The sequence below is a fragment of the Marmoricola sp. URHA0025 HA25 genome (assembly GCF_054059435.1).
Window position 1 is genome coordinate 24,597 of the sequence record NZ_JBSSCD010000001.1, and the last position, 24,864, is coordinate 49,460.

General features: G+C 67.3%; 22 protein-coding genes and 1 pseudogene. 11 read left to right on the top strand and 12 right to left on the bottom strand.

Going from position 1 to position 24,864, the window contains the following annotated elements; translation table 11 throughout:
* Positions 1 to 12: 12 nt before the first annotated feature.
* Together ACVW00_RS00090 and ACVW00_RS00095 are read right to left on the bottom strand one after the other, a co-directional pair.
* Positions 13 to 507 (bottom strand): MaoC family dehydratase, encoded by a 495-nt coding sequence (locus ACVW00_RS00090; RefSeq protein ID WP_457108868.1) that lies wholly within the window; start codon positions 505 to 507, stop codon positions 13 to 15.
* Positions 507 to 1,760: a CaiB/BaiF CoA transferase family protein gene (locus tag ACVW00_RS00095; protein ID WP_457108869.1), complete on the bottom strand. Its 1,254-nt coding sequence runs from the start codon at positions 1,758 to 1,760 to the stop codon at positions 507 to 509. Before ACVW00_RS00095 ends, ACVW00_RS00090 begins: the two co-directional genes overlap by 1 nt.
* A gap of 828 nt (positions 1,761 to 2,588) precedes the next feature.
* Between ACVW00_RS00095 and ACVW00_RS00100 the strand changes: the two genes are divergently transcribed.
* The gene (locus ACVW00_RS00100) at positions 2,589 to 2,897 is read left to right on the top strand and encodes a hypothetical protein (RefSeq protein ID WP_457108870.1); all 309 of its coding nucleotides are present in this window, start codon (positions 2,589 to 2,591) and stop codon (positions 2,895 to 2,897) included.
* A gap of 182 nt (positions 2,898 to 3,079) precedes the next feature.
* On the opposite strand, the gene mobF is transcribed toward ACVW00_RS00100, so the two are convergent.
* Positions 3,080 to 9,034: a MobF family relaxase gene (gene mobF / locus ACVW00_RS00105; protein ID WP_457108871.1), complete on the bottom strand. Its 5,955-nt coding sequence runs from the start codon at positions 9,032 to 9,034 to the stop codon at positions 3,080 to 3,082.
* Positions 9,035 to 9,339: 305 nt separating this feature from the next.
* On the opposite strand from mobF, the gene ACVW00_RS00110 reads away from it, so the two are divergent.
* Both ACVW00_RS00110 and ACVW00_RS00115 read left to right on the top strand, forming a co-directional pair.
* The gene (locus tag ACVW00_RS00110; protein ID WP_457108872.1) at positions 9,340 to 9,705 is read left to right on the top strand and encodes a hypothetical protein; all 366 of its coding nucleotides are present in this window, start codon (positions 9,340 to 9,342) and stop codon (positions 9,703 to 9,705) included.
* Positions 9,706 to 9,733: 28 nt separating this feature from the next.
* On the top strand, positions 9,734 to 10,246 hold the full coding sequence (locus ACVW00_RS00115) for a hypothetical protein (protein WP_457108873.1): 513 nt from the start codon (positions 9,734 to 9,736) through the stop codon (positions 10,244 to 10,246).
* Between the two features lie 50 nt (positions 10,247 to 10,296).
* Here ACVW00_RS00115 and ACVW00_RS00120 read toward each other — a convergent pair whose 3' ends face one another.
* The 3 genes from ACVW00_RS00120 to ACVW00_RS00130 all read right to left on the bottom strand — a co-directional run bounded on the left by ACVW00_RS00120 (position 10,297) and on the right by ACVW00_RS00130 (position 12,450).
* The gene (locus ACVW00_RS00120) at positions 10,297 to 10,533 is read right to left on the bottom strand and encodes a hypothetical protein (RefSeq protein ID WP_457108874.1); all 237 of its coding nucleotides are present in this window, start codon (positions 10,531 to 10,533) and stop codon (positions 10,297 to 10,299) included.
* Positions 10,530 to 10,769 carry a hypothetical protein gene (locus ACVW00_RS00125; RefSeq protein WP_457108875.1) on the bottom strand — a complete coding sequence of 80 codons (240 nt, stop codon included), beginning with the start codon at positions 10,767 to 10,769 and terminating at the stop codon, positions 10,530 to 10,532. The genes ACVW00_RS00120 and ACVW00_RS00125 overlap by 4 nt, the downstream gene beginning before the upstream one ends.
* Positions 10,770 to 10,851: 82 nt before the next feature.
* Positions 10,852 to 12,450, bottom strand: coding sequence for a ParB/RepB/Spo0J family partition protein (locus ACVW00_RS00130; protein ID WP_457108876.1), 1,599 nt, complete (start codon positions 12,448 to 12,450; stop codon positions 10,852 to 10,854).
* Positions 12,451 to 12,728: 278 nt separating this feature from the next.
* Here ACVW00_RS00130 and ACVW00_RS00135 point away from each other — a divergent pair, with 278 nt between their 5' ends.
* From ACVW00_RS00135 to ACVW00_RS00150, 4 genes are all read left to right on the top strand, one after another.
* The gene (locus ACVW00_RS00135) at positions 12,729 to 13,217 is read left to right on the top strand and encodes a hypothetical protein (protein ID WP_457108877.1); all 489 of its coding nucleotides are present in this window, start codon (positions 12,729 to 12,731) and stop codon (positions 13,215 to 13,217) included.
* A gap of 207 nt (positions 13,218 to 13,424) precedes the next feature.
* A complete protein-coding gene (locus ACVW00_RS00140; RefSeq protein ID WP_457108878.1) occupies positions 13,425 to 14,369 on the top strand; it encodes a DUF4192 domain-containing protein in 945 nt (314 codons plus the stop codon).
* Positions 14,370 to 14,404: 35 nt separating this feature from the next.
* Complete coding sequence (locus ACVW00_RS00145) at positions 14,405 to 14,593, top strand: hypothetical protein (RefSeq protein WP_457108879.1); 189 nt, start codon at positions 14,405 to 14,407, stop codon at positions 14,591 to 14,593.
* A gap of 317 nt (positions 14,594 to 14,910) precedes the next feature.
* Positions 14,911 to 15,429: a M48 family metalloprotease gene (locus ACVW00_RS00150; protein ID WP_457108880.1), complete on the top strand. Its 519-nt coding sequence runs from the start codon at positions 14,911 to 14,913 to the stop codon at positions 15,427 to 15,429.
* Between the two features lie 293 nt (positions 15,430 to 15,722).
* Here the strand turns inward: ACVW00_RS00150 and ACVW00_RS00155 are convergent, their stop codons facing one another.
* Genes ACVW00_RS00155 through ACVW00_RS00165 form a run of 3 tightly spaced genes read right to left on the bottom strand, consistent with a single transcriptional unit; the run spans position 15,723 to position 18,047 of the window.
* The gene (locus ACVW00_RS00155) at positions 15,723 to 16,217 is read right to left on the bottom strand and encodes a YjbQ family protein (protein ID WP_457108881.1); all 495 of its coding nucleotides are present in this window, start codon (positions 16,215 to 16,217) and stop codon (positions 15,723 to 15,725) included.
* Positions 16,218 to 16,269: 52 nt separating this feature from the next.
* On the bottom strand, positions 16,270 to 17,058 hold the full coding sequence (locus ACVW00_RS00160) for a triose-phosphate isomerase (RefSeq protein ID WP_457108882.1): 789 nt from the start codon (positions 17,056 to 17,058) through the stop codon (positions 16,270 to 16,272).
* On the bottom strand, positions 17,055 to 18,047 hold the full coding sequence (locus tag ACVW00_RS00165) for an alcohol dehydrogenase catalytic domain-containing protein (RefSeq protein ID WP_457108883.1): 993 nt from the start codon (positions 18,045 to 18,047) through the stop codon (positions 17,055 to 17,057). The genes ACVW00_RS00160 and ACVW00_RS00165 overlap by 4 nt, the downstream gene beginning before the upstream one ends.
* Before the next feature lie 121 nt (positions 18,048 to 18,168).
* On the opposite strand from ACVW00_RS00165, the gene ACVW00_RS00170 reads away from it, so the two are divergent.
* Positions 18,169 to 18,921 carry a DeoR/GlpR family DNA-binding transcription regulator gene (locus tag ACVW00_RS00170; protein ID WP_457108884.1) on the top strand — a complete coding sequence of 251 codons (753 nt, stop codon included), beginning with the start codon at positions 18,169 to 18,171 and terminating at the stop codon, positions 18,919 to 18,921.
* 68 nt (positions 18,922 to 18,989) lie between these two features.
* Here the strand turns inward: ACVW00_RS00170 and ACVW00_RS00175 are convergent, their stop codons facing one another.
* The 3 genes and pseudogenes from ACVW00_RS00175 to ACVW00_RS00185 form a co-directional block, all read right to left on the bottom strand.
* The gene (locus ACVW00_RS00175; protein ID WP_457108885.1) at positions 18,990 to 20,231 is read right to left on the bottom strand and encodes a hypothetical protein; all 1,242 of its coding nucleotides are present in this window, start codon (positions 20,229 to 20,231) and stop codon (positions 18,990 to 18,992) included.
* Positions 20,228 to 20,911 carry an FGGY-family carbohydrate kinase gene (locus ACVW00_RS00180; RefSeq protein WP_457113056.1) on the bottom strand — a complete coding sequence of 228 codons (684 nt, stop codon included), beginning with the start codon at positions 20,909 to 20,911 and terminating at the stop codon, positions 20,228 to 20,230. Before ACVW00_RS00180 ends, ACVW00_RS00175 begins: the two co-directional genes overlap by 4 nt.
* A 27-nt stretch (positions 20,912 to 20,938) precedes the next feature.
* Positions 20,939 to 21,880, bottom strand: a pseudogene (locus ACVW00_RS00185) (FGGY family carbohydrate kinase); the annotation flags it as partial.
* 195 nt (positions 21,881 to 22,075) lie between these two features.
* Here ACVW00_RS00185 and ACVW00_RS00190 point away from each other — a divergent pair.
* From ACVW00_RS00190 to ACVW00_RS00200, 3 genes are read left to right on the top strand one after another with little or no spacing between them, the layout of a single operon-like run.
* Entirely contained in the window at positions 22,076 to 22,924 is an 849-nt protein-coding gene (locus ACVW00_RS00190; RefSeq protein ID WP_457108886.1) for a sugar ABC transporter substrate-binding protein, read from the top strand.
* Positions 22,921 to 23,703: an ATP-binding cassette domain-containing protein gene (locus ACVW00_RS00195; protein WP_457108887.1), complete on the top strand. Its 783-nt coding sequence runs from the start codon at positions 22,921 to 22,923 to the stop codon at positions 23,701 to 23,703. Before ACVW00_RS00190 ends, ACVW00_RS00195 begins: the two co-directional genes overlap by 4 nt.
* On the top strand, positions 23,700 to 24,716 hold the full coding sequence (locus ACVW00_RS00200) for an ABC transporter permease (RefSeq protein WP_457108888.1): 1,017 nt from the start codon (positions 23,700 to 23,702) through the stop codon (positions 24,714 to 24,716). The genes ACVW00_RS00195 and ACVW00_RS00200 overlap by 4 nt, the downstream gene beginning before the upstream one ends.
* The last annotated feature ends 148 nt before the right edge of the window (positions 24,717 to 24,864 follow it).

Here is a 24,864-nt window from a genome sequence, read left to right on the forward strand (position 1 = left end):
GTCTCCGGGGGTCTAGGACGCGACGGACGCGCGCTTCTGGACGATCAGGATGTGGTAGTCGTAGAGGACGCAGACGCCGTCCTGGTTCACGGCGTTGACCTCGAGTTCGAGGAGCCCCCAGGTCTCGTCCTTGTCCCGGCAGCGAGCGATCTCGATCTCTGCGTGGATCGTGTCGCCGACATAGACCGGCGCGATGTAGCGGACCTTCTCGTGCCCGTAGTTCATTGAGGGCCCCATGTACTTCGGCAGCTCGTCGGTGATGAACCCGTCGACCAGGCCGAGCACCAGCAGGCCGTGTGCGCAGACGCCCTTGAGCACGGGGTGGTTCTTGCAGTACTCGTCGTCGGTGTGGTTGGGGTGGTCGGCGCCCGTGGAACCCACGTGCATCCGAATGTCCGCATCTGTCACGGTGCGCCCCCGGCTGACGAAGCGCTGCCCGGCGGCGTAGTCCTCGTAGTAGAACGGCTCGCGCACAGTCGGATCGAGCGTCTTCATGCTCTCAGCCATCACTTCACGTTTCCTTCCTCCATGAGCCGGTCGATGTCCTGCGCTATGTAGCCCAGCTCTTCCAATACCTCGCGGGTGTGCTCGCCCAGACGAGGCGGCACCTGCCGGACCTTCGCCGTCCCACTGCCGTACCGGATCGGGTGGCCGACGACCCGGACCCGGCCTGCATCCGGGTGTTCGAACTCCTCGATGGCCCCAAGACTGGCCAGTACCGGGTCCGACTCCAGATCCTCGTAGGTCTGGACGGGCGCGCACCAGACGTCGTGATCTCGCAGCAGCTTGACGAGGGATTCTTTGGTGTACCCCTTCAGTAGTGGCGCCAGAGCGTCGTAGATGTCCTCGCGGGCCGAGAATGCGATCGAGGGGTCCAGATAGTCCGCCAACTCCGGCGGGCTATCCAGTGCGTGGCTGATCTGTGCAATGGGGCTGATCGAAATGGCGACATACCCGTCCTCGACCTCGTAGAAGCCGTACGGAGCCTCGTGATAGGTCGTGGCTAGGCCGTTGCGCGGCCGACGGAGATCTGCGCCATTCAGATGGAGAGCAATTCCCTCGGCCTGCAGGTCGAGCGACGACTGCAGCATCGTCACCTCGACCTCTTGTCCGCGCCCGGTCCGGTGCCGCTCGTTGAGAGCGCCCAGAATCCCGAGAGCCAACAGCGTCGCAGCGTGCGCATCCGCAACTACTGCCCCCGAGGCGATCGGGGCGCCGGCCGATCCAGTCACTGACGCCAGGCCCGAGACGGACTGGACGAGCAGGTCCTGACCCGGCAGGTGCCTGTGGGTCGAGCGTGCGCCATACCCCGAGGCGCTCGCGTAGATGACGCCAGGATTCTGCTTGCTGAGGTCGTCGTAACCGAGGCCGAGGCGGTCCATCACACCTGGACGGAAGTTCGAGACGACGACGTCGGCCTCGACGCACATCTCGGCTGCGATCTTGCGTCCAGCCTCGCTCTTGAGGTCGAGCCCGATAGAACGGATGTTCCGGCTACTCATCAGGAACAGAACGCTCTGGTCGCCCACGAAGTGACCGGCACCGGACCAGCGCCGTTCATGCGGACCCCGGTGCGGTTCCTCGATCTTGACCACGTCTGCGCCCATGTCAGCCAGGTACTGCACCGCGGCCGGGCCGACGAGAAAGGTTGTGAACGCGACGACACGCAGCCCGGAGAGCAACTCGAGAGCCGGCACTCCCTGCTCATCGTCGCGGGCTGCGGCGCGACCGCTGTAGCTCTCACTGTTCGCTGACGACATCTGTCGCACCTCTCATCTGCTCAACAGGTAGCGGGCGCATTGGCCCACTGCCTTTGTTCTCTGTCAGATAACGATGTATGTTCACAGAGAACGTAAGTCGTTGGATGGCTCCCTGTCAACGTGCAGGCAACCCCCGATCGCCGGGCGACGAGCGAGGCGGCAGTGGCGGGCATCAAGGTGGGTGCTGAGATGGCACCTGACCCCCTGCTCGCTGCCCGTCCGGATCCGTGCTGAACCGTCTTCCCCGGCCACGCTCGCGGTCAGACCTAAGAGCACACGATGCCGCCTCAGAGTCCACAACCCGGCCCGACGCTCGATGAGCGGCGCTCGCTCAGAATCGCTCTGAGAGAACTTCCATACGCCCGTAGCCGGCTTGAGGGCGAATTCGTGGCCCGATGGTTCGCCAGGAAGCATTTTGGGCGCACCTGGGCGCCCCACGCCTGCTCGGATTGGGTCATGGAGGAGCAATCTGTCAGGCGCGCGCCCCGACTCAGTCTGCGGCCATTCTTGGATCGCTGGCCGGCTGGTCGTCCTCAGCGAACGAGCCGAAACCTCGACTGCGGCGGCCGCACCGGCTGCCGCGGCTCCTGACCCGAAGCTCAACATGCCGGCGGTCGGGGAGTGCCGAGCACTGCGGCGCAAGGACGTCCCACCGGAAGCGAACACAACCCCCGTGGCCGACTGCTCCGAGCCGCACACCGCGCTCACGTTCGCAGTCGGCCTCCTGCCAGCGACCGTGGATCTCGTGAACATGCCGCACCGCCGGGTAGCAAGACTGGTCGGGACCCGCTGCGGAACAGCCTTCCGGGCGCCGCCGGCGTCAAGGACGTGCAGCTGACCACGATCCAGTACGCCTACGTCGTGCCGACGCGCAGCGAGATCAAGCGGGGTGCCCACTGGTACCGGTGTGACCTGATCGCCGGCATCTGGACCAAGCAGGAGCCAGGTCACACCGCTGCAGGGCGCACACTCCCGCTACTGAAGGCCGGCTCCGTCCCAGTGGTGTACCAGTTGTGCACCAGCGGTGGACCGAAGTACCCCACGGTTGCCTCCAGCGATCCGCACGCGTTTCGCGCCGTCGCACTTTGGCACCTGAGCGGCCGGTTCCCCGGGAAGGCCGCTCGACGCGACCGCTAATCGAGAGTGCCGCAAGGTGCTCGGCTATCCGTCCAGGTTGGTCTGGCAGACGCCGAACCGGTGGATGTGGGACGTGCCGAAGTTGCGCGCGATCGCCTGCTTCAAGAGCGACGGCTAACAGGGGCGGCGGTGGCGTCCGGTCTGCACGCTGACACTGCTGGGGTCGCGTCACGAGCGTGGGGTCACCGACGGGGACCGTCCGGGCGCTGCGTCGGGGGAGTCGGCGCCTTGCGGCGAGCCTCCTCCGCGCCGCGGCGAGCGCCGACGGTCGGGCCCTCGCCGGTCTTGACGGTGACGTCGACGCGTGACACGAGCCGGTAACGCAGGTCGCGGGCCGGCTGGTCGGCGAGCGGCTTCTCGTCGACCAGCCGGCGCACCGTGCCGGCGACGTCGTGCCCGGCGTCGGAGATCTCCTGCATCATGTTGGCGAGCAGTGGCCAGTCGAGCTGCTCGACGAGGCGAGCGTCGGCGGCCGCGGCGACCGGTGCCCACCGCTCGGCCGGGGTGAGCGCGGCTGCCTTCTCCCGCTCGATGCGGGCCTTGACGTCGCTGACCCCGTTGACGCCGTCGTTGGCGGCCTTGCGGGGGTCAGCGTCCCAGGCGGTGACTGCGGCAGCGAGGTCGCGCCGTGCCTGGATCTGGGAGATCTGAAGTCTCGCGACGACCTGGTCGAGTCCGGGCTCCCAAGCGCGGCCGGGCTGGGCCGCGAGCACCTTGGCCGCTTCGAGGCGGGCTCGGTCGTTCGGCAAGTGATCAAGGCGTTCGGTGAGCAGCACCTCGCCCAGCGAGCGCGGCGTGGAGAGGGTCTCGGCGAGAGCAGCCGGACCGTGTTCTGTGAGGAGATCTGCGGGGTCGCTGCCCTCGCGCATCTGCACGTGAGAGGGGTCGAGTCCCATGCCGGTAAGGAGCCAGAAGTCGCGCTCGGCGGCGACCTGGCCGGCGAGGTCGCCGTCGGTGGCGACGACCGGGTCGCGGCCGGTGCGCTGGAACTGGCGAGCCAGCTGGGCGACCTGGTCCTCGGTCAGCGACGTGCCCAGCGGCGCGACCCCAACCTGCGCACCCTCGGTGGCCAAGGTGACGGCGATCGCGTCCATCGGACCCTCGACGATGACCGGCGTAGCGCCGGCAGCAAGCATCGGTTCGATCGCGCCGAACAGCTGGGCGCCCTTGTTGAACAGGGGAGTGGCGCCGGTATTGAGATACTTCGGGTTGCGGTCGTCGGTGACCTCGGAGTGGCGGCGGCCGACGAACCCCAGGATCTCGGTGCGGTTGGCGCCGTTGGAGCCGGGGTGGGTGATCGGGAACATCACCCGGTCGCGGAAGCGGTCGATGAGGTTCCCGTTGGATGCGATGGTGGCGACACCGGTGGCCACCATCTCCTCGTCGGTGACGCCCTGGCGGCGCAGGTGCTTGACCAGGTTGTTCCAGCCTGCGGGTGCCTGGCCGGGCCGGAAGTGCTCGTGCCCGGCCAGGTCGGTGCCGAACCGCTCGGCCAGGTACGGGCGTCCCCAGGAGCCCTGTGCGGTGAACTGACGCTCGAAGAACTGCTGGGTCATCTCGTTGATCTGGAGCATCCGATCCCGAGAGACCGGTGAGACATGCCAGGCATCGGCCCGGTCCATCTGCCGCTTGATGTCGGCCTCGGAGTAGAAGGTCTTCTCATCGATGACCCGGACGTCGCGGCTCAACCGGGCGAAGAGCAGCGTCCGGTCGACATCGAACGTGTCGACCGGGGCCTGGCCGTGGTCCCGCTCGGGGGCGGCCATGGCCTCCTCCCATGCCGGGTCGTAGGGCGCCTCGATGTCGTCGAGGGGCGTCCAGTCCTCGCCGGGCACGGTCGTGTGCTCGGGGTGCGTCTGCTCGTCGCCGTCCGTCGAGTCGGTGTCTCGGGTGCGGACCTGGTGCTCGCTGGCGAGCTCGTTGAGCAGGTCCTCGAGGTCCTCGGGTGGGAGGCTCTCGGGGATGTCCCACAGCTGGTCGGGGTTGTCGGTGGGGATGTCGTCGGTCGAGAGCGAGGCTCGCCAGACCATCGCCTGGCACTCATCGACGTCGGCGGGCAGTCCGGCCGAGTTGGTGGGGTCGAGGTCGAGAAGCCGGTGGAGTTCCCAGCCGCGCTGGAGGCCGTGGTCGACCACCGAGACGAGCGCGGGCCACCACGAGCTCTGCTGGAGCGCGGTTGCCCGGTCTGTGCCGATGAGGTCGACGAGCTGCTGGGTCCAAGTCGCCGCGGTGACCTGCTCGCGGGCGGCGAGGCGTGCCGCCACGGCGGGAGCGACATGGCGGGAGATGCGCCACCACAGTGCGGCGGCCGCGTGGTCGTCAGGAAGCGGACCGGCCTGCGCGGCGGCGGTGATCAGGCTGCGTGCGTTGACGCCGGCGCGCGACATCGACGCGAGCCGCTCGGCCAACAGGGGGCTGAACTCGTCCCCGGCGATGCTGCTGCTGATTCTGGTCAGGACGTGCTTCCACTCGCGGACCGCTGGCGTCCGGTCGCCGGCGACCTGCTTGTTGAGGCGCCGCTGCCAGGTGCTTGCCACCTTCTGCTGCTGGGTGGGGCCGGTGGGTCGCTGGTCGGCAGGGTCGACGCCCATCGCGGCCCGCCAGACCTCTACGTTGCCTCGAACCGTGGGGTCCAAGCGGGTGCCATTGGTCGCCCACGTCGGCGTGATGATGCTCGACGCGGCCCGCTCTCGGACCTGCTCGGCGAGCGTGGTGACGAGCTGGGCGCGCTGCTCGAGGTATGGGCCCCAGGTCTCGTGCTGTGCGATCGCGGCAGGGGCGGCCTGTAGCCAGGGCAACGGTCCGCGGCCGGAGTTGCGTAGGCCGGAGGCGTCCAGGCGCCAGTCGAGGACCGCGGCGCTGTCGCGCGAGGTGGTCAGCTCACGGTCGCCTGCGGCCGCGGTCAGCATGACGACGGGGTCCTCGCCGGCGGCTCCGAGCAGGAGAAGGTGCGCGCGCAGCGCGGGCCAGGCCGCTTCTTCCGACAGGCCTGGGACGACGCGGTCGACGGCCTCATCGAGACGGGCGACAACCTCGCTGCCGAGCGTCTTCTCGGCGGCTACATATAGCGCGTCGGTGTAGGCCGCGGCGGCTTCGGCGAGCCGGATGGCTGGGTCGGTGGCCTCGCGGCGCAGTGTGGTCGCCGACTTCGGGGAGGCGTCGCGGGCGAGGATCCGCTCGAGGACGTCGGTGGGGGTGCGGGGGTTGAGCAGCTCGGGGCGGATCACCGAGTGCGGGTCGCCGTCGCCGACCACGCCGAGGTAGACGTGGTTGGCGTGGCGGCCGCGGGTCATCATCGTGTAGAGCTGCTGGCGCGACTCCTCGCCGTTGGCCAGGCCGTGCATGGAGTCGGCGGTGACGCCCTGGGCGGTGTGAACGGTGCATGCGTAGCCCAGGTCGGTGCACTCCTGGACGTAGGAGGCGGGCAGCTTGAGCAGGCGGCCGGTCTTCATGTGCTGGACCTGGAGGCCGCCGTTGGCGGTGACGTCGAGGATGGTCCATCGGTCGCCGTTCTTGACCCAGTCGGTGCGGGTCATGCGCAGGGACCGCTGGTTCCTGCGGGTGATGATGACGTCGCCGATGGAGGAGTCGTTGCCGTCGGAGAGGCGCACGGTGCGACCGATGGTGGCGCGGTCGGTGCCCTCAAGGCGGTGTGCGCGGGCGCGCTGGTTGAGGTCGGCGACCAGGTCGCGGGTGGGGGCGAGCATGATCGCGTCTAGGCCGAGTCCTAGGTCGGCCTGCCAGGAGGTGAACACCTCCTCGGTCATCGTGGCGAGGTCGCCGACGTGTACGCGCTGCTTGTCGAGGTAATAGCCGAGCGCCTCGGCGCGTCCCTCGCGTAGCGCGAGTGAGGCTGCGCCTTCGGCCTGGTCGCTGAACCGCATCAGCTCCGAGAGCTGGAGCGCCCCGTACGTGGCGCGGATGTCGCGCAGCACGCCGCCGGCACCGATCGCGGCAAGCTGCTGGTCGTCGCCGATGAGTCGGACGCTGCCGCCGCGGGAGAGCACGAACTGCACGGCGGTATCGAGCGAGATGGTGTCGGCCATCCCGGCCTCGTCGATGACGACGAGGGTGCGCTCGTCGATGTCGTGGGCCCACTCCGGCAGCGGCTTGCCGTTGTCGAGGGCGTAAGTGAGCATCGCGAGCGTGTCGGCGGTTGCCTGCTGGGAGTCGCTGGCTGCGCGGAACTGCTCGCCCAGCTGGGCCGCGGCCGCGGCCGAAGGACCGAGGCCGATGACGATGCCGCCCTCCTCGCCCCAGGCGCGGGCAAGGACCTTCATCGCGGTGGTCTTGCCGGATCCGGCGGGAGCGATCGCCAGCTGGAGCCGGGCCCCGGAGGTGGCCATCTCGCGCACGAGCGTGGTCTGGCCGGGGTTGAGGGTGACGCCGTTCGCGGCCGATTCGAGCAGCGCCATGTCGACGGTCCCGGGGGCGACGGGGCGCCCTTCGCTGAGGCCGGCTGCGTCGACCAGGCGCTGTTCGGCGGCCAGGACACGCTCGGTGGTGAACAGTGCGGTGTGCGCCTTGGCGTACGCGCTGGTGCCGTCGACCTTGCGCAGCTCGGCGGGCTCGGTGATGCGGTCCTCTTCGGATCCGGCGGGGCGGCCGAGGCTGATCGAGCGGCCGGTGAGGACGTCGTCGACGAGCATGGAAGCGACGTAGGCCTGCTGGTCGGTGGGGATGTCGGCGGCCTTGATGTGACGCCAGGCCTCGGCGATGACGTGGTTGTCCTGCCACGTGGCGCGGGCGGCTTCCATCGTGGCGACCATCCGCTCGGCGGTCTGCGTGAACCACTTCGAGTCGGCCCGTACGCCGTTCACCGCCGTGGGGTTGGCCGCGGCCCGGATCATCTCCCGGACCTTCTCGACCGAGCCCTGGTGTCCCTCGGCCGCGCGCATCCAGCCGTCGCGTTGCTCGGCTATCGTGCGGGGCTCGTGCTTGGCTTCGCGGGTCTCCAGGGTGGCCTGCTGTGCCAGCTGCATCGTCTCCACCGGTGTCGGTGGGCGGCCGTGGGTGCGTTGGAACTCGGCGACCAGCGTGTTGCGGCGCTGCTCGACGCTGGCCCGTCGCTTGGAGAAGTGTTGGCACAGCGCGGGGTCGATCCCGACGATCTCACGCACCGGCCGCTTGCGGGCGTCGGCGTTGGGACGCTCGGCGAACCGGACACCGACCATGTCGCGGGTGTGGGCCTCCAGGCGCGCGTTGTAGAACTCCGAGGCCGCGACGACCATCTTGTGCAGGGGCTGGCCGTCGATTGCCAGCCACTTGCCTTCGAGGGTCTGGACCTTGTTCGCGATCGCCACGTGCGTATGCAGGTCCGGGTCGCCGGCGCGCGAGTCGCGGTGGGTGAACGCGGTCGCGACCAGGCCGCGCGTGTTGACCTGGCGGACACCGTTGGTGCCCTCGCGGGTGAACAGGGCGTTCTCCTCGATGAACTTCAGCGCGTCGGTGACCGCCTGGTTGTGGGCCTGCTCGAGCTTCGCGGCGGTGGCGGGATCGGCCAGCGCCCACATCACCGAGAACGACTTCACCGGGGAGAACGTCAGGTCGTAGCCGGCCACCGCCGTGGTCTTCGCGCGGGAGTTCTTCGCGATCGTGGCGGCCAGCTCGCGCGCGTCTGTGGCGTCACGGCCATGCTCGGCCTTGAAGAACTCCTGTGCGACCTCAGTGCGGATCCGGGCGCGGTCGGCGGCCGGGATCGGCCAGTCGCCGGGCAGCCCGGCGGCCTCGTTGAACGCCGCGAACCGGGTGGCGATCTCCCGCTGGAAGGGGGTGACGTCGTTCTTGTAGACCTTGTACGGCGTGCCGAGCCGGGTCGCGGCCTTGTACTCCGCCGCGGTCGGTGTCGTCTCCCCCGCGCGGCCGATCCGCAGGTCGAGCTCCTTGATCCGCTGGTCTGCCAGCGGATGGTGCCCGGAGCCGAACAGGCTCTGCATGTGGTCGGCGGTGACCTGGTCGCCAACAGCCAGGCCGTCGATGCCCTCCATGCCAGCGCCCATCCACACGCCGGGGGTCTCGCCCTTCTCGGTGTAGTAGGTCGACAGGCCGACGCCGCCCTTGCTCGTCGCATCCTGGGCGGCCACCTGGCGGGTCAGGTAGTCGTACCCGGACCCCGCGGTGAGCTTGTGGATGGACATGGTCACACCCACAGAAGGGATCTGGACCACTCCTGGTGCTCACTCCCGCACTGTATTTGTTCTATTAGAGACGCCGAGAATGCAAAAGGTGTGTTGTCGATTGATGGCGCGGTTCGGGCAGGAGGAACGTTGGTCGGCGGGAGTCCGGCAGGCGGTTGAGTGGCGGTCGTGCTGGAGGTGGGGTGCTGGCTGGTGGTGGCGGCGAGGTTCCAGCGAGAAATCTGATTGGTGATGAGCACGAGGGCGGGTCGAAATGTCGTACGTGGGTGACAGATTCCGAACCGGACGTGTGAAAGGAACCCACGATGAGCGAGAAGAGCCAGCGAGCGCTGCTCGCGGAGGCACGGAAGGCCGCGCGCGATGCTCAGACCAAGCAGCGCGAGGCGGCGCGAGCGCGCGAGCGGCGGGTGTTGGACCTCGCGACGACGGTGATCGCGAACTTGGATGAGCGTGACCTGGTGGTCGAGCGGACCGAGCGGCTCGCGGGCGGCGCGCTGCAGGAGTTGGTCGACGTCGAGGGTCTGAGCGTGCGCGAGGCGTTGGAGGCGTGCGGGTCCCGGCTCGACGAGCGGGAGGCGACTCGGCTGCGCCGGATTGTTCAGGTCGAGGAGAAGCGGGCAGCGGTGGCGGCGGCGGGGGTAAGCCGCGACACGGTCGCGGCGGCGGTTTGAGCGCGGGGAGTAGGTGCCCGTACGACGGATGGATCAGGCCGGTGTCGCCGCGCTCGCGGCGGCGCTGGCCGATCCGGCACGGCTGGCGCTGTACCGATCGAAGATCGTGACGGTGCCGGGGAACGACTGCCTGTGGTGGACCGGCGCGGTGGCCGGCCGGTCGCGCCGGGAGGCGCAGACCGGGGGAGGTCACGGGCGGTTCTGGGTCGCGCCGGGGCGGGTGATCATCGCCCATCGGTTCGCGTACGCCGTGATGCACGGGATCGAGGCCTTGGAGGAGGCGCGGCTGCTCGGACACCGCTGTGACAACCCGCTGTGCCAGCGGATCGCGGCGGGGCACGTCGAGCGGTCGAGCGCTCTGCGCAACCGGCGTGAGTGGGCGGTGCGCCGCCACGACGTGGGCAGCCCGCTGGCCGACCCGCGCGGCCCGCGCCGGCGGGCGCGGGAACTGCGCGATCTGGCGCGCACCGACCCTGAGGCGGTGGCCGCTGACCTCGAGCGGCTGCGTCAGCTGCTGGGCGAGCAGCTCACGCTGTGGTGAGACCGCCGGCTACGGGTTCAGGCGGACGGGTCCGGAAGGGCGAACCGCCTTCATCGTCGAAGTCCGGCGTCGACCGCGCTCGCGACGGAGGCGACGACGGCGGTGATGCGGGCGGCGAGGGCGCGCAACTCGGGCAGGGTGCCCTCGAACGCGGTGACGTCGTCGGTGGAGAGCGCGAGGACGTAGCGCTCGGCGCGGTGGTGCTGGGCGGGGACCCAGTCCTCCCCGGGTGCGATCACCTTGGCGCAGGTTGCGTTGGCGGCGAGCCGCTTGACGTGCACGCTCATGCTCGTTCTCCGTTCCGGTTTGCCGGGTTGGGAACGGTGCGGGTCTGGTGCGCGGCGTGCAGGCTGTCGAGCGCGGCGGCGAGGTTGACGAGCGCTTGGTCGAGGTACAACGTCGTGCTGTCAGGAGTCCAGCGGCGCAGGCCGCGCAGGCGGTGCTCGATCAGGATCAGCTCGCAGGTCGTCTCGCGCAGTGCTCGGGCGTCTTGGGCGACGGCGGGCGTCGTGGGGGTGGTCATGGCTGGCGTCCTTCCGCGTTGGCCGGTGGCGGGCCGGAGTCCTCGGGGTCTCATGGCCCGCCACCGGGGATCGGCGGTGAACTCAGGCACCCGAGTGCTGACCGCTGACCTCGTCCGTGTCCTCGGTGGACTCGGCTTCGGGGCCAGCCTCCTCGCTGACCTCGGGGTGGGGGAGCAGCAGCGACTCGACCTCGCTGGGCTGGTAGCCCCACTCGGTCAGGGCGGTGAGCATGCGGGCGTCCCAGCGCGACGGGTTGCGCCAGGTGTGCTTGCCCAGCGTCGCCTCCCACGCGGTGACGACTGCGGCCAGCGTGGTCATGGTCGCGGTCTTCGGGGTGCTGCCCTTGGCGACCATGGTGGCCAGTTCGCCAGCTGAGTCCCACCGGGTCTTCTCCGCGCCGACGCCGCTGAGGGTGCGCAGCATCGGGTGGTTGTTCTCCATGGCCTTGTACAGGAAGTGCGCGCCGGTCACGACCGCCTCGCAGATCAGGGCCTCGGCACCCTTGGGCGGGGTCTTGCGGGACAGGAACGTGGTCACCCAGTCGCGACGCACGGCCTCGGCGCTCGTCCATGCCTTGTTGTTGGCGATCACGCGTCGGCGCTCCTCGCGCTTGGCCTCGGCGCGGGCCTCGGCGTTCGCCTCGCTCTCGACACCGATGCTGCTGTCCGTGGCGGTGCCGCGACGACGCAGGCCAGACGCGTCGAGGTCGGTGACCACCCACACCGGCACGCACGCCTGATACGGCTCGGCGTGCTCGTCGTCCCGGTCCTCCTCGTCGCTCGCCCCGTCCTCGGTGCCGTCGGTGGCGTCGGCGGTGTCGTCGTCCCACTCGTCCTCGTCGGGGTAGATCCACTCCTTGACGATCTGGACTCGGGCACTGGGAACGTACGGCCACTCCTCCTCCGGAACCGGCTCGCCCTCGGCGGTGACCAGTCGGGAGATGCGCAGCACCTCGCCCGACTCCTCGGCCTGCTCGGCCTCCTCCGCGCTCAGTACCGGCAGCCCCTCGGCGGTCAGGCGCTCGAACGCCTCGGCGAACGCAGCCGCGTCTGCCTCGCGCTCGACAGCCTCGTCGCGCAGCCGCTGGGCGGTGTGCTCCAAGGACCGGCCCCAGCGCGCCGCGTTGTCCAGGCGCTCGATCGCGGCGTCGTCGCCTTCGAACTCGGCGTAGATCGCGGCCTGCTCCAAGGTCAGGTCCCCGCTGTCCACGCGGGTGCGGCTGTGCTCCTTGCTGGCCACGGCGAGCGCGGCGTCGACCTCGGCTCGCCGGAGCGCGACCCGCTTGGTGATCTGGGCGGCAGAGACGCCCAGGAGTGCGAGCTGCTCGACACCGTCGAGGATCTCGCTCTGCCTCATCCCGGCTCGGTGGATGTTCTCGACCATCTGGTCGCCGATCCGGTCGGCGTCCTCCGGACGGGCCACCACCCGGCAGGGGATGGTGCCGCTCGGGGTGCCGACCTTGGCGGCGGTCAGCGTGCGGCGCTGGCCCCGGAGCACGGCGTAGGTGCCGTCCTCGGCGTGGTACACGGTCACCGGTTCCAAGACGCCGCGTGTCTTGATCGAGTTGGCGAAGTCCTTGTCCTCGGCCACGTCGGTGCGCACGTTCGTAGCGATGGTGAGGGTGGCGGGGTCGAGGTCGATCAAGTGGCCAATCGACGGGTCGGTCATCTGGTCGGTCATGGCAGACTGCTCCTTGGTGTCTAATAGAACTAACTGACAGGATCAGTCTTCCGAGAACCGGCCCTCTGCGGGCTGGTCGATCCCGCGACTGTGGAAAGGACCGCTCTGGTGATCGATGTGGAAAGCCGCAGTCCGTACGCCGCCCGCGCAACGGCGCGGGTTCGCGCTTCTGCGCGCCCTCGATGCTCTGGTGAGCTGGAATGGCACAGTGACTTGGGAGACGTCGAACAGGACGCGCACCGGGAATGCAACGGCGTTGGTGTTAGCCGGGTGGTCGGATGAGTGAGAGCTCGCAGACCCCTACGCCGGCGGGGTCGGCCGGCGCTGCGGGCGGCACCGAGTCTGGGATGGTCCGGACCGGGATCTATTGGCAGCGACAGGTCTACGACCTGGCGCGGTCGGCGTACGTCGCCGACCTCGACGCGACGCCGGCTGGCCCGGAGTTCTTCGTCGACTGGCTCCGTCGGGCGCTCGACGAGCACGCTGAGCTGACACCGAAGGCTCGAGCCGATCGCGCCTCCGACTTGCCCGAGGTGACTCCTGGCCGGGGCTTCAACCAGATGTACCCGCTGCCGGTCGAGCTGCTCGAACAGGTGAAGGAGGCCATCCTCGGGGACCGCAGGGAGTTCGGCCGCGTCTCGTCACGTTCAGCGTTCGTCCGCGAGGCGGTCCTCGTTGCGGCCGAGACAGCCCGCCGTCGTCGCGGGGGCACTCTGCCGCCACCTCCCAATCAGCTACCGAACCGCCGGCCGCGCCGATTCGGCTGACAACCCGAACCGTGGCGGCCGAGCTTCATGGGGCGACCTCACGCCGCGGTGAGCACGAGGCGGACCTCGGATGCCTTCTGTGGGTAGCGGGCGGGCGCCCGCGCATCCGGACAGGAGGCGAAGTGATGGAGCTGAGGGTCAGGAACCCTGACGAGTTGATTGCGGCTGTACCGCACCTGATGGGCTTGTCGCGTCGAGTCATCGATCGTGGTGATCCCGGTCAGCCCGGGGCTGCCAGGCTCGCGGGTCGACCTGCCGTCGAGCCAGGCCGAGCGGACGGAGATGGTCGACAGCCTCATGCGCGCCTACGGTCGCACCGGTGGAGGCGACGTGATGGTGATCGGGTTCGCGGACAGCTCGAGCGAGGTCGATCCGGCCAGCCGCCAGTTGCGCGAAGCGCTGGCTGAGGCCGGTGTCCACGTCCGCGGTCGGCTGTGGGCCGGTGAGCAGCGCTGGGCCGACCTCGACACCGGAGTCAGCGGAGTGCGCACTGGCGACGCAGCCAGCCGGATCGACGCAGAGATGGTCCACGCTGGTCGTCGGGCGCCGGCGCCGTCGCGAGCAGCGCTCGAGGAGGCGTTCCGCGGTGATCCGGGGCCAGTCATGCGTTACCTGCCCGGTGTGGCCGGCGACATGGAGAACAGCACGCCGGCCCGCGAGCGGCAGTGGGCCATCGGGCGCGCGGAGGCCTTCCTCGAGGACGGTCGGTCCCTGACTGACCCGCAGGCGGCTCGCATGCTCGCCTGCTTGCAATCGGTTCCGGTGCGCGACCAGATGGCCGCCCGGATCACCGGCGAGACCGCCTCGTCTTGGAGTCCCCTGTGGGAAGACCTGACCCGGCGATCACCCGACGAGCTCATCGCGCCCGTCGCGACGCTCGCGGCTTTGTCGAACTGGTGCAAGGGCGACGGGGCACGCGCCTGGGCCGCCTTGGACCGGATCCCGGCCGACGAGCTGCAGTCCTACAACCTCGCCCTCTTGGTTGCCTCAGCACTTGAGGGCGGCGTCCACCCCAGCGCGTGGGACCGGGTCCGCTCCGCCGGTCTCGACGCCTCGCCGCCCGAGACCGTCGAGAGTCCGAACGCTCGCGGGCAGCGACCGGAGCCGGCGACCTTGGCACATGGCCGTCCACCCGCTGGCCCGGCCCGCTGACCACGACGGACGCAACAGGAGGGAGAAGACGCGAGATGGACGACAGCAACCACCCCGACACCTGTTCTGCTGGTCGTCTGGACCTGGCGTGGGGTCGCCTCGCCCGCGCGAGCGGGTCGGGTAGCTTCATCGAAGACCAGCTTTCCGACCTGGTCGGCGGCGCGCCGAGTCCCGGCAAGGTCCGCGTGGACGTCGTCCAGATCGACCCGGAGGACCGGCTGTAGCGGCGGAACCCAGGTGACCGACCAATGAGTGCTCTTCAGTGGGCAGCCCTGGCGCTCGCGGTGGCTCTGACACTGGCTGGCCTGGCGCTGATGGTCTTCGGTGTGGTCCACCAGCTGCGAATCTGCGCACTGAACTGCGCCAGGAGTGGCGACCGCCGGCCACCTCGAGCGACCCTGAACTCGCCCGGCGTGCCTAGGAGCTCCTCGACGAGCTCTGCGCGCGGGCCGGCGAGCCGCGCGTCGACGTCACCGTCGTGCCGATCCTCGGCCGCCCAGCCCCCGCCTCCGTCGCCGGCCTGGGAACCGGAGGTCCGGCGGTGACCAGGTTCCGACTCAACGAGCCGGCGACCATCCTGTTGGCCAGCGGGGCCGGGGTCGTGAGCCGGGTCGGCTTGGACAGCCTGCTCGCCCACGAGCTGGCTTACGCCGTCACGTACGCCACCGGACGGTCGGTGCTGCGCCACTACGCCGTGGTGGTGCCCTTCTTCGTCATGATCCCTCTGATGATCGGGGTCGCCCGCGCAGCCTCGGTCTCGGTCGCGCTCCCCGTGGCCTCGCTGACCGCTGCGGTCGTCCTCGCGTGGTGGACCTACCTGTCCAGGCGCCAGGAGATCGCGGCCGATCTGTACGCGATTGAATTGACCGGTGACCTCGCTGGCGCGGCCGAGCTGATGGATCTCTACGTCTTCGCGCGCACCAAGAGCGGCCGCTTCGGCACCCTCCTCCACTCCCTTGAGGGTACTTCGAGACCCGCCCGGCGCCGGCGACGCGACTGGATGCGATGGACCGCCACCTCATCGCCCGGTGAGCAGCTCGTCCCATTACATACGGCGTAACCCCGGTCGCAAATCTGAGCAAGTTCCTTGCGCAGGGTGCCTGGCTCCGACCGTAGGACACCACGCCAGGGTTGAGAGCCTGCCGAGGTCGTACGCGAGCCCTTCTGCCCTCACCGAGGGTCGGCCAATAGAGGGGACGGTCAATGCGAGCAACCAAGCGGGCGACAAATGACCCTCGCGAATTCCGCCTTCCGCGACGAAGTCGGCGGCTTTATCACCGCGGCGCCGTGACGAACCTGTGCTGTTCAGTTTAGCGGCCGAGGGTGGAGCAAATGGATGCCCGCAGGCGTGCATCACCCGACTACGACGACCTTGACGCTGCGAGTGCGCGCGCGCACTTGGTCGAAGTCCGCAAAGTAGACGCAGCCGAACTCGCCAAGCTGTGGGTTACCGGCCACGACCGGGATTGACTCTGAGCGTCCCAGGAGCACGGAGCGAAGGTGGCCATCGACATTGAGGCTCCACCACGCCTCTTCAGACCGCAGGCGGCGCGCCTCCTCGATGTGAATCGGCCCTGGATGGAGATATCGCCCCTCGGTCGTCGTCCGGGGGGCCAAAGTCTCGAGGACATGCGTCAAGTCCTGCATGAGGAACTCAGTTCCGTAATAGTTGACGTCGTGCGAGGCCTCTTGTATGACCACGGAACACGTGGTGTGTGGCGACGACACGACGACGATGCCCTGCTCGATGTCGGATGCACGGACCGTGTCGATCACGAAATCCGTGATGTCTGTGTAGGTAATGCGGGCTTCAGTGTCGATGATCAAGGTTGCAGCGTGAGTGCTCAAGGAACGATCCTCTCTCGTGGTCGTGCAGGTGGTGGAGTCACCGCTCTGTCGTTCAGGTGCCGCCGGCTGGCATGACAGGTGGACGCTCGTCCCAGGCGTTTCGGACGGCCTGCACAAGCTCCCGCAGCGCACGGGATGGTTCAGTCGCGTTCACAATCGCGCTCGTCGCACCGGTGCCGAGGGCCCCCGACCTGACAACGGTCTCCACGTCTCGCGCGGAAGCAATGCCTCCGGCATGCATTACCAAGATTTCCGGGCTGATTTCGCGGACGGCAGTGTCGACTTCGCGAATCCATGGCCGCTCACCACCAAGCTGTGTGCCAATCAAGTCGGGTGGTTCGACCAAGAGAATGTCCGGGTTGAGGCACGCGATTCGTCTGGCGTCCTCGCGATCGTCGGCGCAGACGATGGTGAGCAGCCCGGCCTCTCGGCAGCGACGGATCGCCTGAGCGAGAGTCGTCGCGTCGAGCGGCCTCTCCTTGTGATTGAGCATGACACCATCCGCCCCCGCGGCGACTAGAGAGTCAGGGAGGATCGCACCCAAGCTCGGTCCGGCGTCCGCCACATCGACAGCTTGGGAGAAGGTCCAGAGACATGGTGCGCTGCGCTTGACGGCCTCGACGTCCAATACTGGTGCGGTGAAGATGATGTCCACGTCCAAGGCGTCGGATATTTCTGCCGCGGCCCGTGCCAAGTCGAGCACTGCAAGACGATCGAGATAATTCTTCGGGCCGACCTCGAACAGAGGCGGGCGTGGCACACCCCGCGAGCGCGGTTTGCCCGGGAGAAGTGACTGCGCCGCCGATGTCGGCGAGGAAGAGGGTCCAGTTTGCGCGTTCATCTAGTCCCCGGTTCGAGTACTACCTTGATTGCGGCGCCAGCCCGCAGCGCTTCTACGGCGTCAGCAGCGCGATCCAGTGGGAACCGATGCGTGATGAGTGGAGCCAAGCGAGAACGTAGGCTCACGACCTCCTCGAGAGCTGGGGCGAACGAGTCGAGGATCGCCATGGACCCAACGATTCTCAACTCATCCGCGTACACCTGGTGCGGGTTAACGCGGGCTGAGGCGGTTGGAGATGCAACACCAAAGACAAGCACGGCCCCCGCGGGCCCCACGGCACGCATCGCTGCCTCAAAGCCCAAGGGGTTGCCCGTTGCTTCCACGACGGTACGGAAAGAGCGGTCGTCAACCATGTCAGGGTTGATGGTCGTGAGGCCGAAGTCTTCTCTGGCATTGAGCAGCTTCTCCGGGTTGACATCACTCACTGCCACGGGCCCGACGCCTCGATGTTCCAACATGACGGCCATCAGCAAGCCCATCGTTCCGGCGCCCAGGACGAGAGCCGCATTTCCGGGATCAGGGTTGAGTCGCTCTAGGCCGTGAACTGCGCAGGCGATCGGTTCGATGAGGGAAGCGAGCTCGTGAGGGTAATCCGGCGGAAGGACATGTGCGTTCTGTTGGGGAATGCTGACAAGCTCGGCCCAGGCGCCATCTTGAGTGCCGCCGATGACACCGCGATTGACACACAGGTTCGTGTGGCCCGCTAGACACTCATCGCACGTTCGGCACATGAGTGTCGGGTCGATGGCGACCGAGTCGCCGATCGCGACATTGTGGACGCCTCCTCCGAGTGCGACGACCTCCCCCCATGCCTCGTGCCCGAGGATCCGCGGGAAAGAAATTCCAAGTTCTCCGCCGAGGGCGTGGAGATCAGTGCCACAGATTCCGCACCCGCGAACTCGGACGACTATGTCATCGGGAGCCGGCGTTGGATCAGGGACCGACTCGATGCTGATCCGCCCGCCGCCGTGCGCAACAGCGGCCCTCACCGCCGTACCGGCCTTGAATGCGCTTTAATTATCACGATCGTTCACCCTCTATCATGGACGAGAGAAATGTTTTGAGGACGGGAGTGTTGGGGTCTTGAGCCTTCAAAGAAGCGCACCGAGGTTGAGCGCCGAACGCCGCGCGAAGGTGCTCGCGTACGTGACTGACAAGGGAAGCGCCACAGCGGCAGCGCTCTGCGGCGACTTGGGCATCGCGCCAGCGACCGTGTACCGCGACCTGGCGGCCCTGGCTGACGAAGGCCTCATCAAGCGCGTCCGTGGCGGCGCGTTGGCAGTAGAGCCCGACGAGCGTCCGATCTCGTTGGAGTCTCAGCTCAACCTCGAAGCGAAGCGCGCCATCGGCGCTGCCGCAGCGAAGCTCGTCCGTCCCGGCTCGACGATCTTCCTCGACGCCAGCACGACGGTGCAATCGATGGTCCCGTTGGTCAGACGGATCCCGGGTCTCACGGTCGTCACGAACAGTCCCGACATCGCTCTCGACATCACACGCGGGGATACGGGAGTTGAAGTCATTCTCATTGGCGGCGCTCTGCGTCATCGGACACGATCCACCGCGGGGCCGATGGCAGTAGCGTCGTTGCGAACGATCAATGTGGAGATCGCATTCTTGGGCGCCAGCGCGATCAACAGAGACGGCCTCAGTTCCTTCAACCTCAGCGAGGGAGAGACGAAGGCTGCTGCCGTTGACGCCGCCGAGCGGGTGATCGTCTTGGCCGACGGGTCGAAGCTCGGGAAGCGCGGCCTTGTCCAAGTCTGTCCGCTCGATCGCCTCGACATGTTGATCTCGGACCCAGGCGCCGACGAGTCGAACCTGCTCGATTTGGCGGATGCGGGTCTCAAGATTGCGACCGCGTGAGTGGTCCGCGAGCGCCGGCCATTTCGCCGTCGCAGCGCCCGCGAGCGCCGTCACCTCCGCTCGGCACATCACAGGGCAGATACGAGCGGCACAACTACCGCCCGGAAGGCGTCCCAGGCGCCGAAGTCGAACGGTGAGGCTGCGAGTTCGTAGCCTCCGAAGTCGATCTCACCGTCAGGCATGAAGTAGCCCCGGTAGTCGTTGGTGTAACCGACCAACCACGAATCGCACTCGGCTTCAAGGCTCAGGGCCACGTCGAGGAATGGTTCCAACGGCGTGAAGACCAGGCGCTGCGCACCGAACCTCACAGCTGTCACCTCGATCGGCGATGAGGGCATTGCAGCCCACTCGCGTGCGCGTCGCAGATCGTGTTGTCGCCCGTACATCTCGACCTCGAGAGAGCGGCGGGTGACTTCGTCGGCGCCGGAAAGTCTGGCGGACTCCATATCCCTGTCAAGCGCTGCCACGGCGGCCTCGGCGCGGTCGAGACTGAGAAGCGGGCGGACCGGCAGGGTCATTGATCCGGCACGGATGTCGAGGCCGGCACCGCCGGGCGCGTGTCTGAGGGCACGCATCGCGGCCTCCGCCAGCACGTCGCCGAGCCGGACAGCTTCTGCAAAGGTGGCTTCCCGTCGAGTTGCCCGGGTGGACTGGTCGCCCGCGCCACCGGGCAAGAACTGCACTGACCCCGGATACCCCCGCGCCGCGAGCCCGGATCGGAGGCCAAGGGGAAGATCAGAGCTCGACAAGAGATTGTCGGGCCCAAGAACTGTTGCATGGCAACCGTGGATCACGAACAGGGTTCGCGTCGACTCGTTGACGACCTCAACGATTCTGACGGCTGGATCGCCCGCACGCTCTCGATGGCGACGGTTGCTGCCGACCGGTGCGGCGACGTCTGCCCGGCCGTGCCGGATCTCACCGCCCGTCGCGGTGGCAACGGCCTCAGTTGCGGCGTCGAAAATTTGGGTTGCAAGCCACTCTTCGTAGGCCAGGTCCGCAGGCCCTCCGGCCGCTTGGTCCCAGTTGGGCATGCTCAGTGAAGGCGCAGCATGACTGTGCGACGCGCAAACCACTACATGGTCGCCTAGGTCGACGGCCCTGCGTGCAGCCGCAGCAAGTAGTGGTGAGACGGTCAATCCATCAAAGGCAACGATCAGTAAACCGGGGCCCAATCGCTCCTTCAGCCATACGGCAGACAAATGCAACGAGTCGTGCACTCCGATGGAGGGACGTACGACGTCCGGATAGCCACCGAGCAGCGTCCCTGGCCGCGGATTCGCGAGTCTCGTTGCAATGCCGATCTTCAAGGCAACTCCAATATGTCCTGATAGGCCTGAGCAGCCGCCCTATCCGGGTCAACTTGTTTGATGCTCAAGTTCGTCGAAACCCCAGTGCGAACATCGGACCAGCCGACGACGTCCGCCGCGCGGATGGCAGCACCTATCGCTGTTGGCTGTGCGAGCTGAAGTACTTCAATGGGTCGATTGAGCATCGACGCGAGCGTTTGGGCCATGACCGGGTGCCGCGTGAGCCCTCCGAGGAACCGGCACCGCGGTCGTTCACCAGCGAGTTCGACAACGATCCGACAGTTGGCGGCGATCTCTCCGCACACGCCTTCCACAACGGAGCGGGCTAGGTCGTGCCTTGAAGCGCTGATGGACAATGCTGAAAAGCTGCCAAGCAGATCCGGCCGCCAACGAGGCGAGGTCGCGCCCCCCAGATGGGGCCTGAATCGGACACCGTTCGCCCCGGGGGAGGACACCGACGCTGCTTCCAGAAATGAGGCGACATCAGCAAACCCGAGAGCATCGCTCGCCCAGCTCAGGGAGGCACCAGCAGCGCCGACGACGCCTTCGAGTTCCCAGTGGTTTGGGCTCCACGACGGCGTGAGCGGGATCCGGCCGGTCGGGTCGAGGGCGGGCACCGGCAGCTGAGCCGAAACCACGGACGCGGTGCCGGACGTGATTACTAGGTTTCCCTCGTCCACCCCGGCGACGTGACAGGCAGCTCTTTGGTCTTGGGTGGGCGATGTGACGACGGTTCGGCGATCGAGCCCTGCGGGCGCTCCTGGACCTTCGCGTGGACAATATGGCGCCGACCAATCTGCCTCCTCTACGGTCGGCAACGCCGCCCGGGGCACTCCTGCGTCGGTCAGCAACGGATCGGACCAGTTTCGTGTTCGTGGGTCAAGCAAGGCCGTCGTCGATGCCAGACACGGGTCTACGACGTGGCGGCCAGTCAAGTGGGCGCCGACGACGTCACCGACCAGCGCCCACCGTGCTGGTTGGGTGAGGGCGGAGCGAGCACGTTCGCGAGCGAGGACGAGGAGGGTCGCGTGGTTAACGCGACGACCCGACAGGTCGTACCAGCGACCTTCTAGTGATGGTTCCAGCGTTGCCGCGGGAGGCGCGGACAGCCAGCTGACCGGGGTCTGAGTTCCAGCTTGATTGTCGCTCAGAGGTGCCACGGTGACGCCTTGACTGGCGATTCCAACGGACAGAACGTGAATGGCTCCGGCAGCCTGACTCACCGCAGCGTCAAAAGCGTCATCGACGGCGCCGATCCAGGCCGTCGGGCCCCCTTCGTCGGCCCTTCCAGTCGGCCTGTCGGCGTACGTGGAAGCCCCTAGGCCTGTCACCTGTCCCTGGTCATCGAGCAACACGACCCGAGCGCCGGTCGTGCTGACGTCGATTCCGGCGACGACCTGGCGCCTCACGAGGCGCCCCGTGCAGCAACATCGACCTTCACCTCTGACCCTCCGTGATCCGGTTGTGGCAAACACGAGCGCATGCGAACGACGAGCCGGCCTCTCCTCAAGTCCGATCATTCCAGCCAGCGTCGGCTTGCTGACGGCTGCCGATTCGTCTCGGTGAGCGTGAAAACCGTACCACCCAAACCAACAATCTGAGAAATCGTGATTGAACTTGAGTGAAGATGATGCCATGATGGTCGCCATCAAGCACCTGTCCCGTAGGCTCCCGTGCCTGCGGCGCGGCTCGGGCCCTTTCCGAAAGGCATCACAGTGACAATGTCGACTCGCCGTATCGCTTCGATCTGCATGGCGATCACCGTGCTCAGTTCCGTGTCAGCTTGTAGCAGCTCGGACCCATCGGGCACGAAGGCAACCAAGGACCCCGACCGGACTCTGTCCATGCAGTTCGTGAATCCCCTGCCGGACTACCCGCAGTGGTCGAAGTTCAATGACTGCATGGCCGCCGAAGCCAAGCGTCAGGGCGTCGAGTACGCCGAGAGCGGCCCGACCTCGCCCGCCGATGCGACGGAGATGTCACAGCAGGTGCAGCAGGCGATCTCCAGCAAGAAGGACATCATCGTCACCTACCCCGCAAGTGACGGCTTCGCAGCGCTGCTCAAGCAGGCGCAGAACGCAGGAATCGTCACCGGAACCGCGTACGGGACCGGGGGGCCGGACACCGGCGCGGACTTCAATGCGGGCTTTGACTGGAAGGCCCTGGGCAAGTTGTATGCAGATGCCGTGGCGGCGCGCGGCGGAAAACAGGTCGTCGGCCTCGTCGCCGTCTCCGACACCGGCCAGGGCAAGTTGTGGCTCGACGGCTTCAAAGAGGAGGCGAAGACGGCGGGGAACGTCTCCGTTGCAGGAGAAGTATTCACCAACGATGACTCGGCAAAAGCGCTCGACCAGGTCAACGCTCTGCTCACAGCACACCCGGACATCAACGTGATTGCCTCGCATATGGGCACCACCACGCAGAGCGCAGTGGCGGCCATCAAGTCGCGCGGCGGGAAGAGCTCCGGCATTGTGTTCATCGGAAACGGGCCTGACAACGGAGGAAAAGAAGCGCTCGCAAGCGGTGCATCGGCCGGCCAGCTGCTCCAGAACTTCTGCCAGGAAGGTGAGGACATCGTGAAAACGGCGATCTCGTGGGCGAAGGACGGGAAGGGCAAGTCCGGCATCACTGTGCAGACCAAGATCGCGAACGATGACGAGCTCAAGTCGTTGCAGGCCGAGGGATGGGGATGAGCGACGCTCCGGCCCTGGAGATTAGAAACGTCTCGAAGGCGTTCGGCTCAGTGAATGCGCTCGAGAACGTGAATCTACGAGCCGAGCGCCATGAAGTCCACGCGATCGTGGGCGACAACGGTGCCGGGAAATCGACGCTCATCAAGATCCTTGCCGGCATCCACCAACGCGACGACGGCAGTATCGCGATTCAGGGCGAAGATCTTGCTAGCCACCTCGACACGGTCGAGAGTCAGCATCGCGGGATCGCCGTCGTGTACCAAGACCTCGCACTGGTCGAATGCCTCGACATCGCGGCGAACATGGCACTAGGCAACCTGCCGCGGCGGTGGGCGTTGTTCTTGGACCGGCAGCGGATGAACCGCGAGGCGGCGGCCGTTCTACGGGAACTCGGCGCACGTGTCGAGGACGTTTCAACACCGGTTGGCTTGCTCTCAGGCGGACAACGGCAAGTGATCGCCATCGCGCGCGCCGTTCGTATGGACAAGCCCATCGTTCTCCTAGACGAGCCGACCGCTGCCCTCGGTGTCCGGGAATCAGCCCAGGTCGGGCAGATCATCGATGGTCTGCGCGACGCCGGCAAAGCCGTGATCTTGGTGAGCCACGACTTGGAGTTCGTCATGACACACGCAGATCGGGTCACCGTTCTCCGCCTTGGAAACACTGTCGGAACGCGTCGGATCGTCGATGTCACCCGTGACCAGCTGATCTCAATGATCACCGGGCTGTGGGTCCCCAATGAAGGCGACTCGGTCCAGACATCGGGGAAGTCGGCGTGAACACGCAGGGCTCGGCGACACGCGATGTGAACACGACGACGCTTGCCAGACGCTCGGGCCGATGGAGTGCCCTTCTAATCCGGCAGGAGGCAACGTTGGTCCTCGTCATCGTCGCGATTGGCATGGCTGCTTGGATCCGCAACGGGGCATTTCTCACGCCGAGCAACATCGCCGAGATCCTGAACGGCGCTGTCATCTACTTCGTGATGGGATGCGGAGCTGCGCTGCTCGTCGTCGGCGGGGGGCTGGACTTCTCCGTCGGAGCTGTCTTCACTTTCGGCGCCCTGACCGCGTCGTCCTTCATGGTCGACGGCATGCCGTTTGCTCTCGCCGTGCTGCTTGGAGTGCTAGGCGGTGCCCTCGTTGGACTCGTGAATCACGCGGTGATCGCTTTTCTCCATGTTCCTCCGATCATTGCAACGCTAGGGACATTCTTTGTCTTGGTCGGCACGAACGCACAGATCACCGGCGGTATGGACGTGCTCCCTCTGCCGCTCGAGTTTCAGACGCTGGGACAGGGCAAAGTCCTAGGCGTGCCGTACATCGTGCTCGACGCCGCGGTCATCGGGGCGATCTTCTGGGTGCTGTTGGAATGGACCCGCTTCGGGATCAACATTCGCGCTCTCGGCGGTAACAGGCAAGCCGCCGTCGGAAACGGTCTGCGCGTCGGACGACTCGATCTGTGGCTGTACGTGATCGCTGGCGCGACGGCTGCGTTCGCTGGAATTGTCCACGCTGCCCGGATCGGCGCAGGCCAGGTCTCCGCAGGCGGCCCGTCAGTGACCCTGTCGGTCATCACCGCGGTACTGATCGGTGGCGTCAGCCTGTTGGGCGGATTGGGGTCGATTACCGGTGTCGCCCTGGGCGCCGTACTGCTGTCCCTGGTGCAAAACGCGCTCGTCGTATCCCGCATACCTCCGCAGTACAACCAGATTGTCATCGGCGCGATCCTGATTGGCGCCGTGGCAATTGATCACCTCCGACGCGAGCGCCTGTATCGGCAACGACGGTGACGCAGGGCTGTCGCAGGCACGGGGACTCGCGATGGCCCTGCTTGGGCGTGTCGAGGACCATCGTCTGGCGTGAACGCCACGCCTGGCATCGCGGACACGTGTTCTGGACGCGTACCTGCGGGTCGCCTGTGTGTGGGCGCAACAGATC

Excerpts from the sequence above, each read along its gene's own strand:
- ACVW00_RS00095 (WP_457108869.1), bottom strand. The coding sequence starts at position 1,760 with ATGTCGTCAGCGAACAGTGAGAGCTACAGCGGTCGCGCCGCAGCCCGC.
- ACVW00_RS00190 (WP_457108886.1), top strand. The coding sequence starts at position 22,076 with ATGCAGTTCGTGAATCCCCTGCCGGACTACCCGCAGTGGTCGAAGTTC.
- ACVW00_RS00110 (WP_457108872.1), top strand. The coding sequence starts at position 9,340 with ATGAGCGAGAAGAGCCAGCGAGCGCTGCTCGCGGAGGCACGGAAGGCC.
- ACVW00_RS00135 (WP_457108877.1), top strand. The coding sequence starts at position 12,729 with ATGAGTGAGAGCTCGCAGACCCCTACGCCGGCGGGGTCGGCCGGCGCT.
- ACVW00_RS00195 (WP_457108887.1), top strand. The coding sequence starts at position 22,921 with ATGAGCGACGCTCCGGCCCTGGAGATTAGAAACGTCTCGAAGGCGTTC.
- ACVW00_RS00115 (WP_457108873.1), top strand. The coding sequence starts at position 9,734 with ATGGATCAGGCCGGTGTCGCCGCGCTCGCGGCGGCGCTGGCCGATCCG.
- mobF (WP_457108871.1), bottom strand. The coding sequence starts at position 9,034 with ATGTCCATCCACAAGCTCACCGCGGGGTCCGGGTACGACTACCTGACC.
- ACVW00_RS00145 (WP_457108879.1), top strand. The coding sequence starts at position 14,405 with ATGGACGACAGCAACCACCCCGACACCTGTTCTGCTGGTCGTCTGGAC.
- ACVW00_RS00125 (WP_457108875.1), bottom strand. The coding sequence starts at position 10,769 with ATGACCACCCCCACGACGCCCGCCGTCGCCCAAGACGCCCGAGCACTG.
- ACVW00_RS00130 (WP_457108876.1), bottom strand. The coding sequence starts at position 12,450 with ATGACCGACCAGATGACCGACCCGTCGATTGGCCACTTGATCGACCTC.
- ACVW00_RS00120 (WP_457108874.1), bottom strand. The coding sequence starts at position 10,533 with ATGAGCGTGCACGTCAAGCGGCTCGCCGCCAACGCAACCTGCGCCAAG.
- ACVW00_RS00160 (WP_457108882.1), bottom strand. The coding sequence starts at position 17,058 with ATGAACGCGCAAACTGGACCCTCTTCCTCGCCGACATCGGCGGCGCAG.
- ACVW00_RS00090 (WP_457108868.1), bottom strand. The coding sequence starts at position 507 with ATGGCTGAGAGCATGAAGACGCTCGATCCGACTGTGCGCGAGCCGTTC.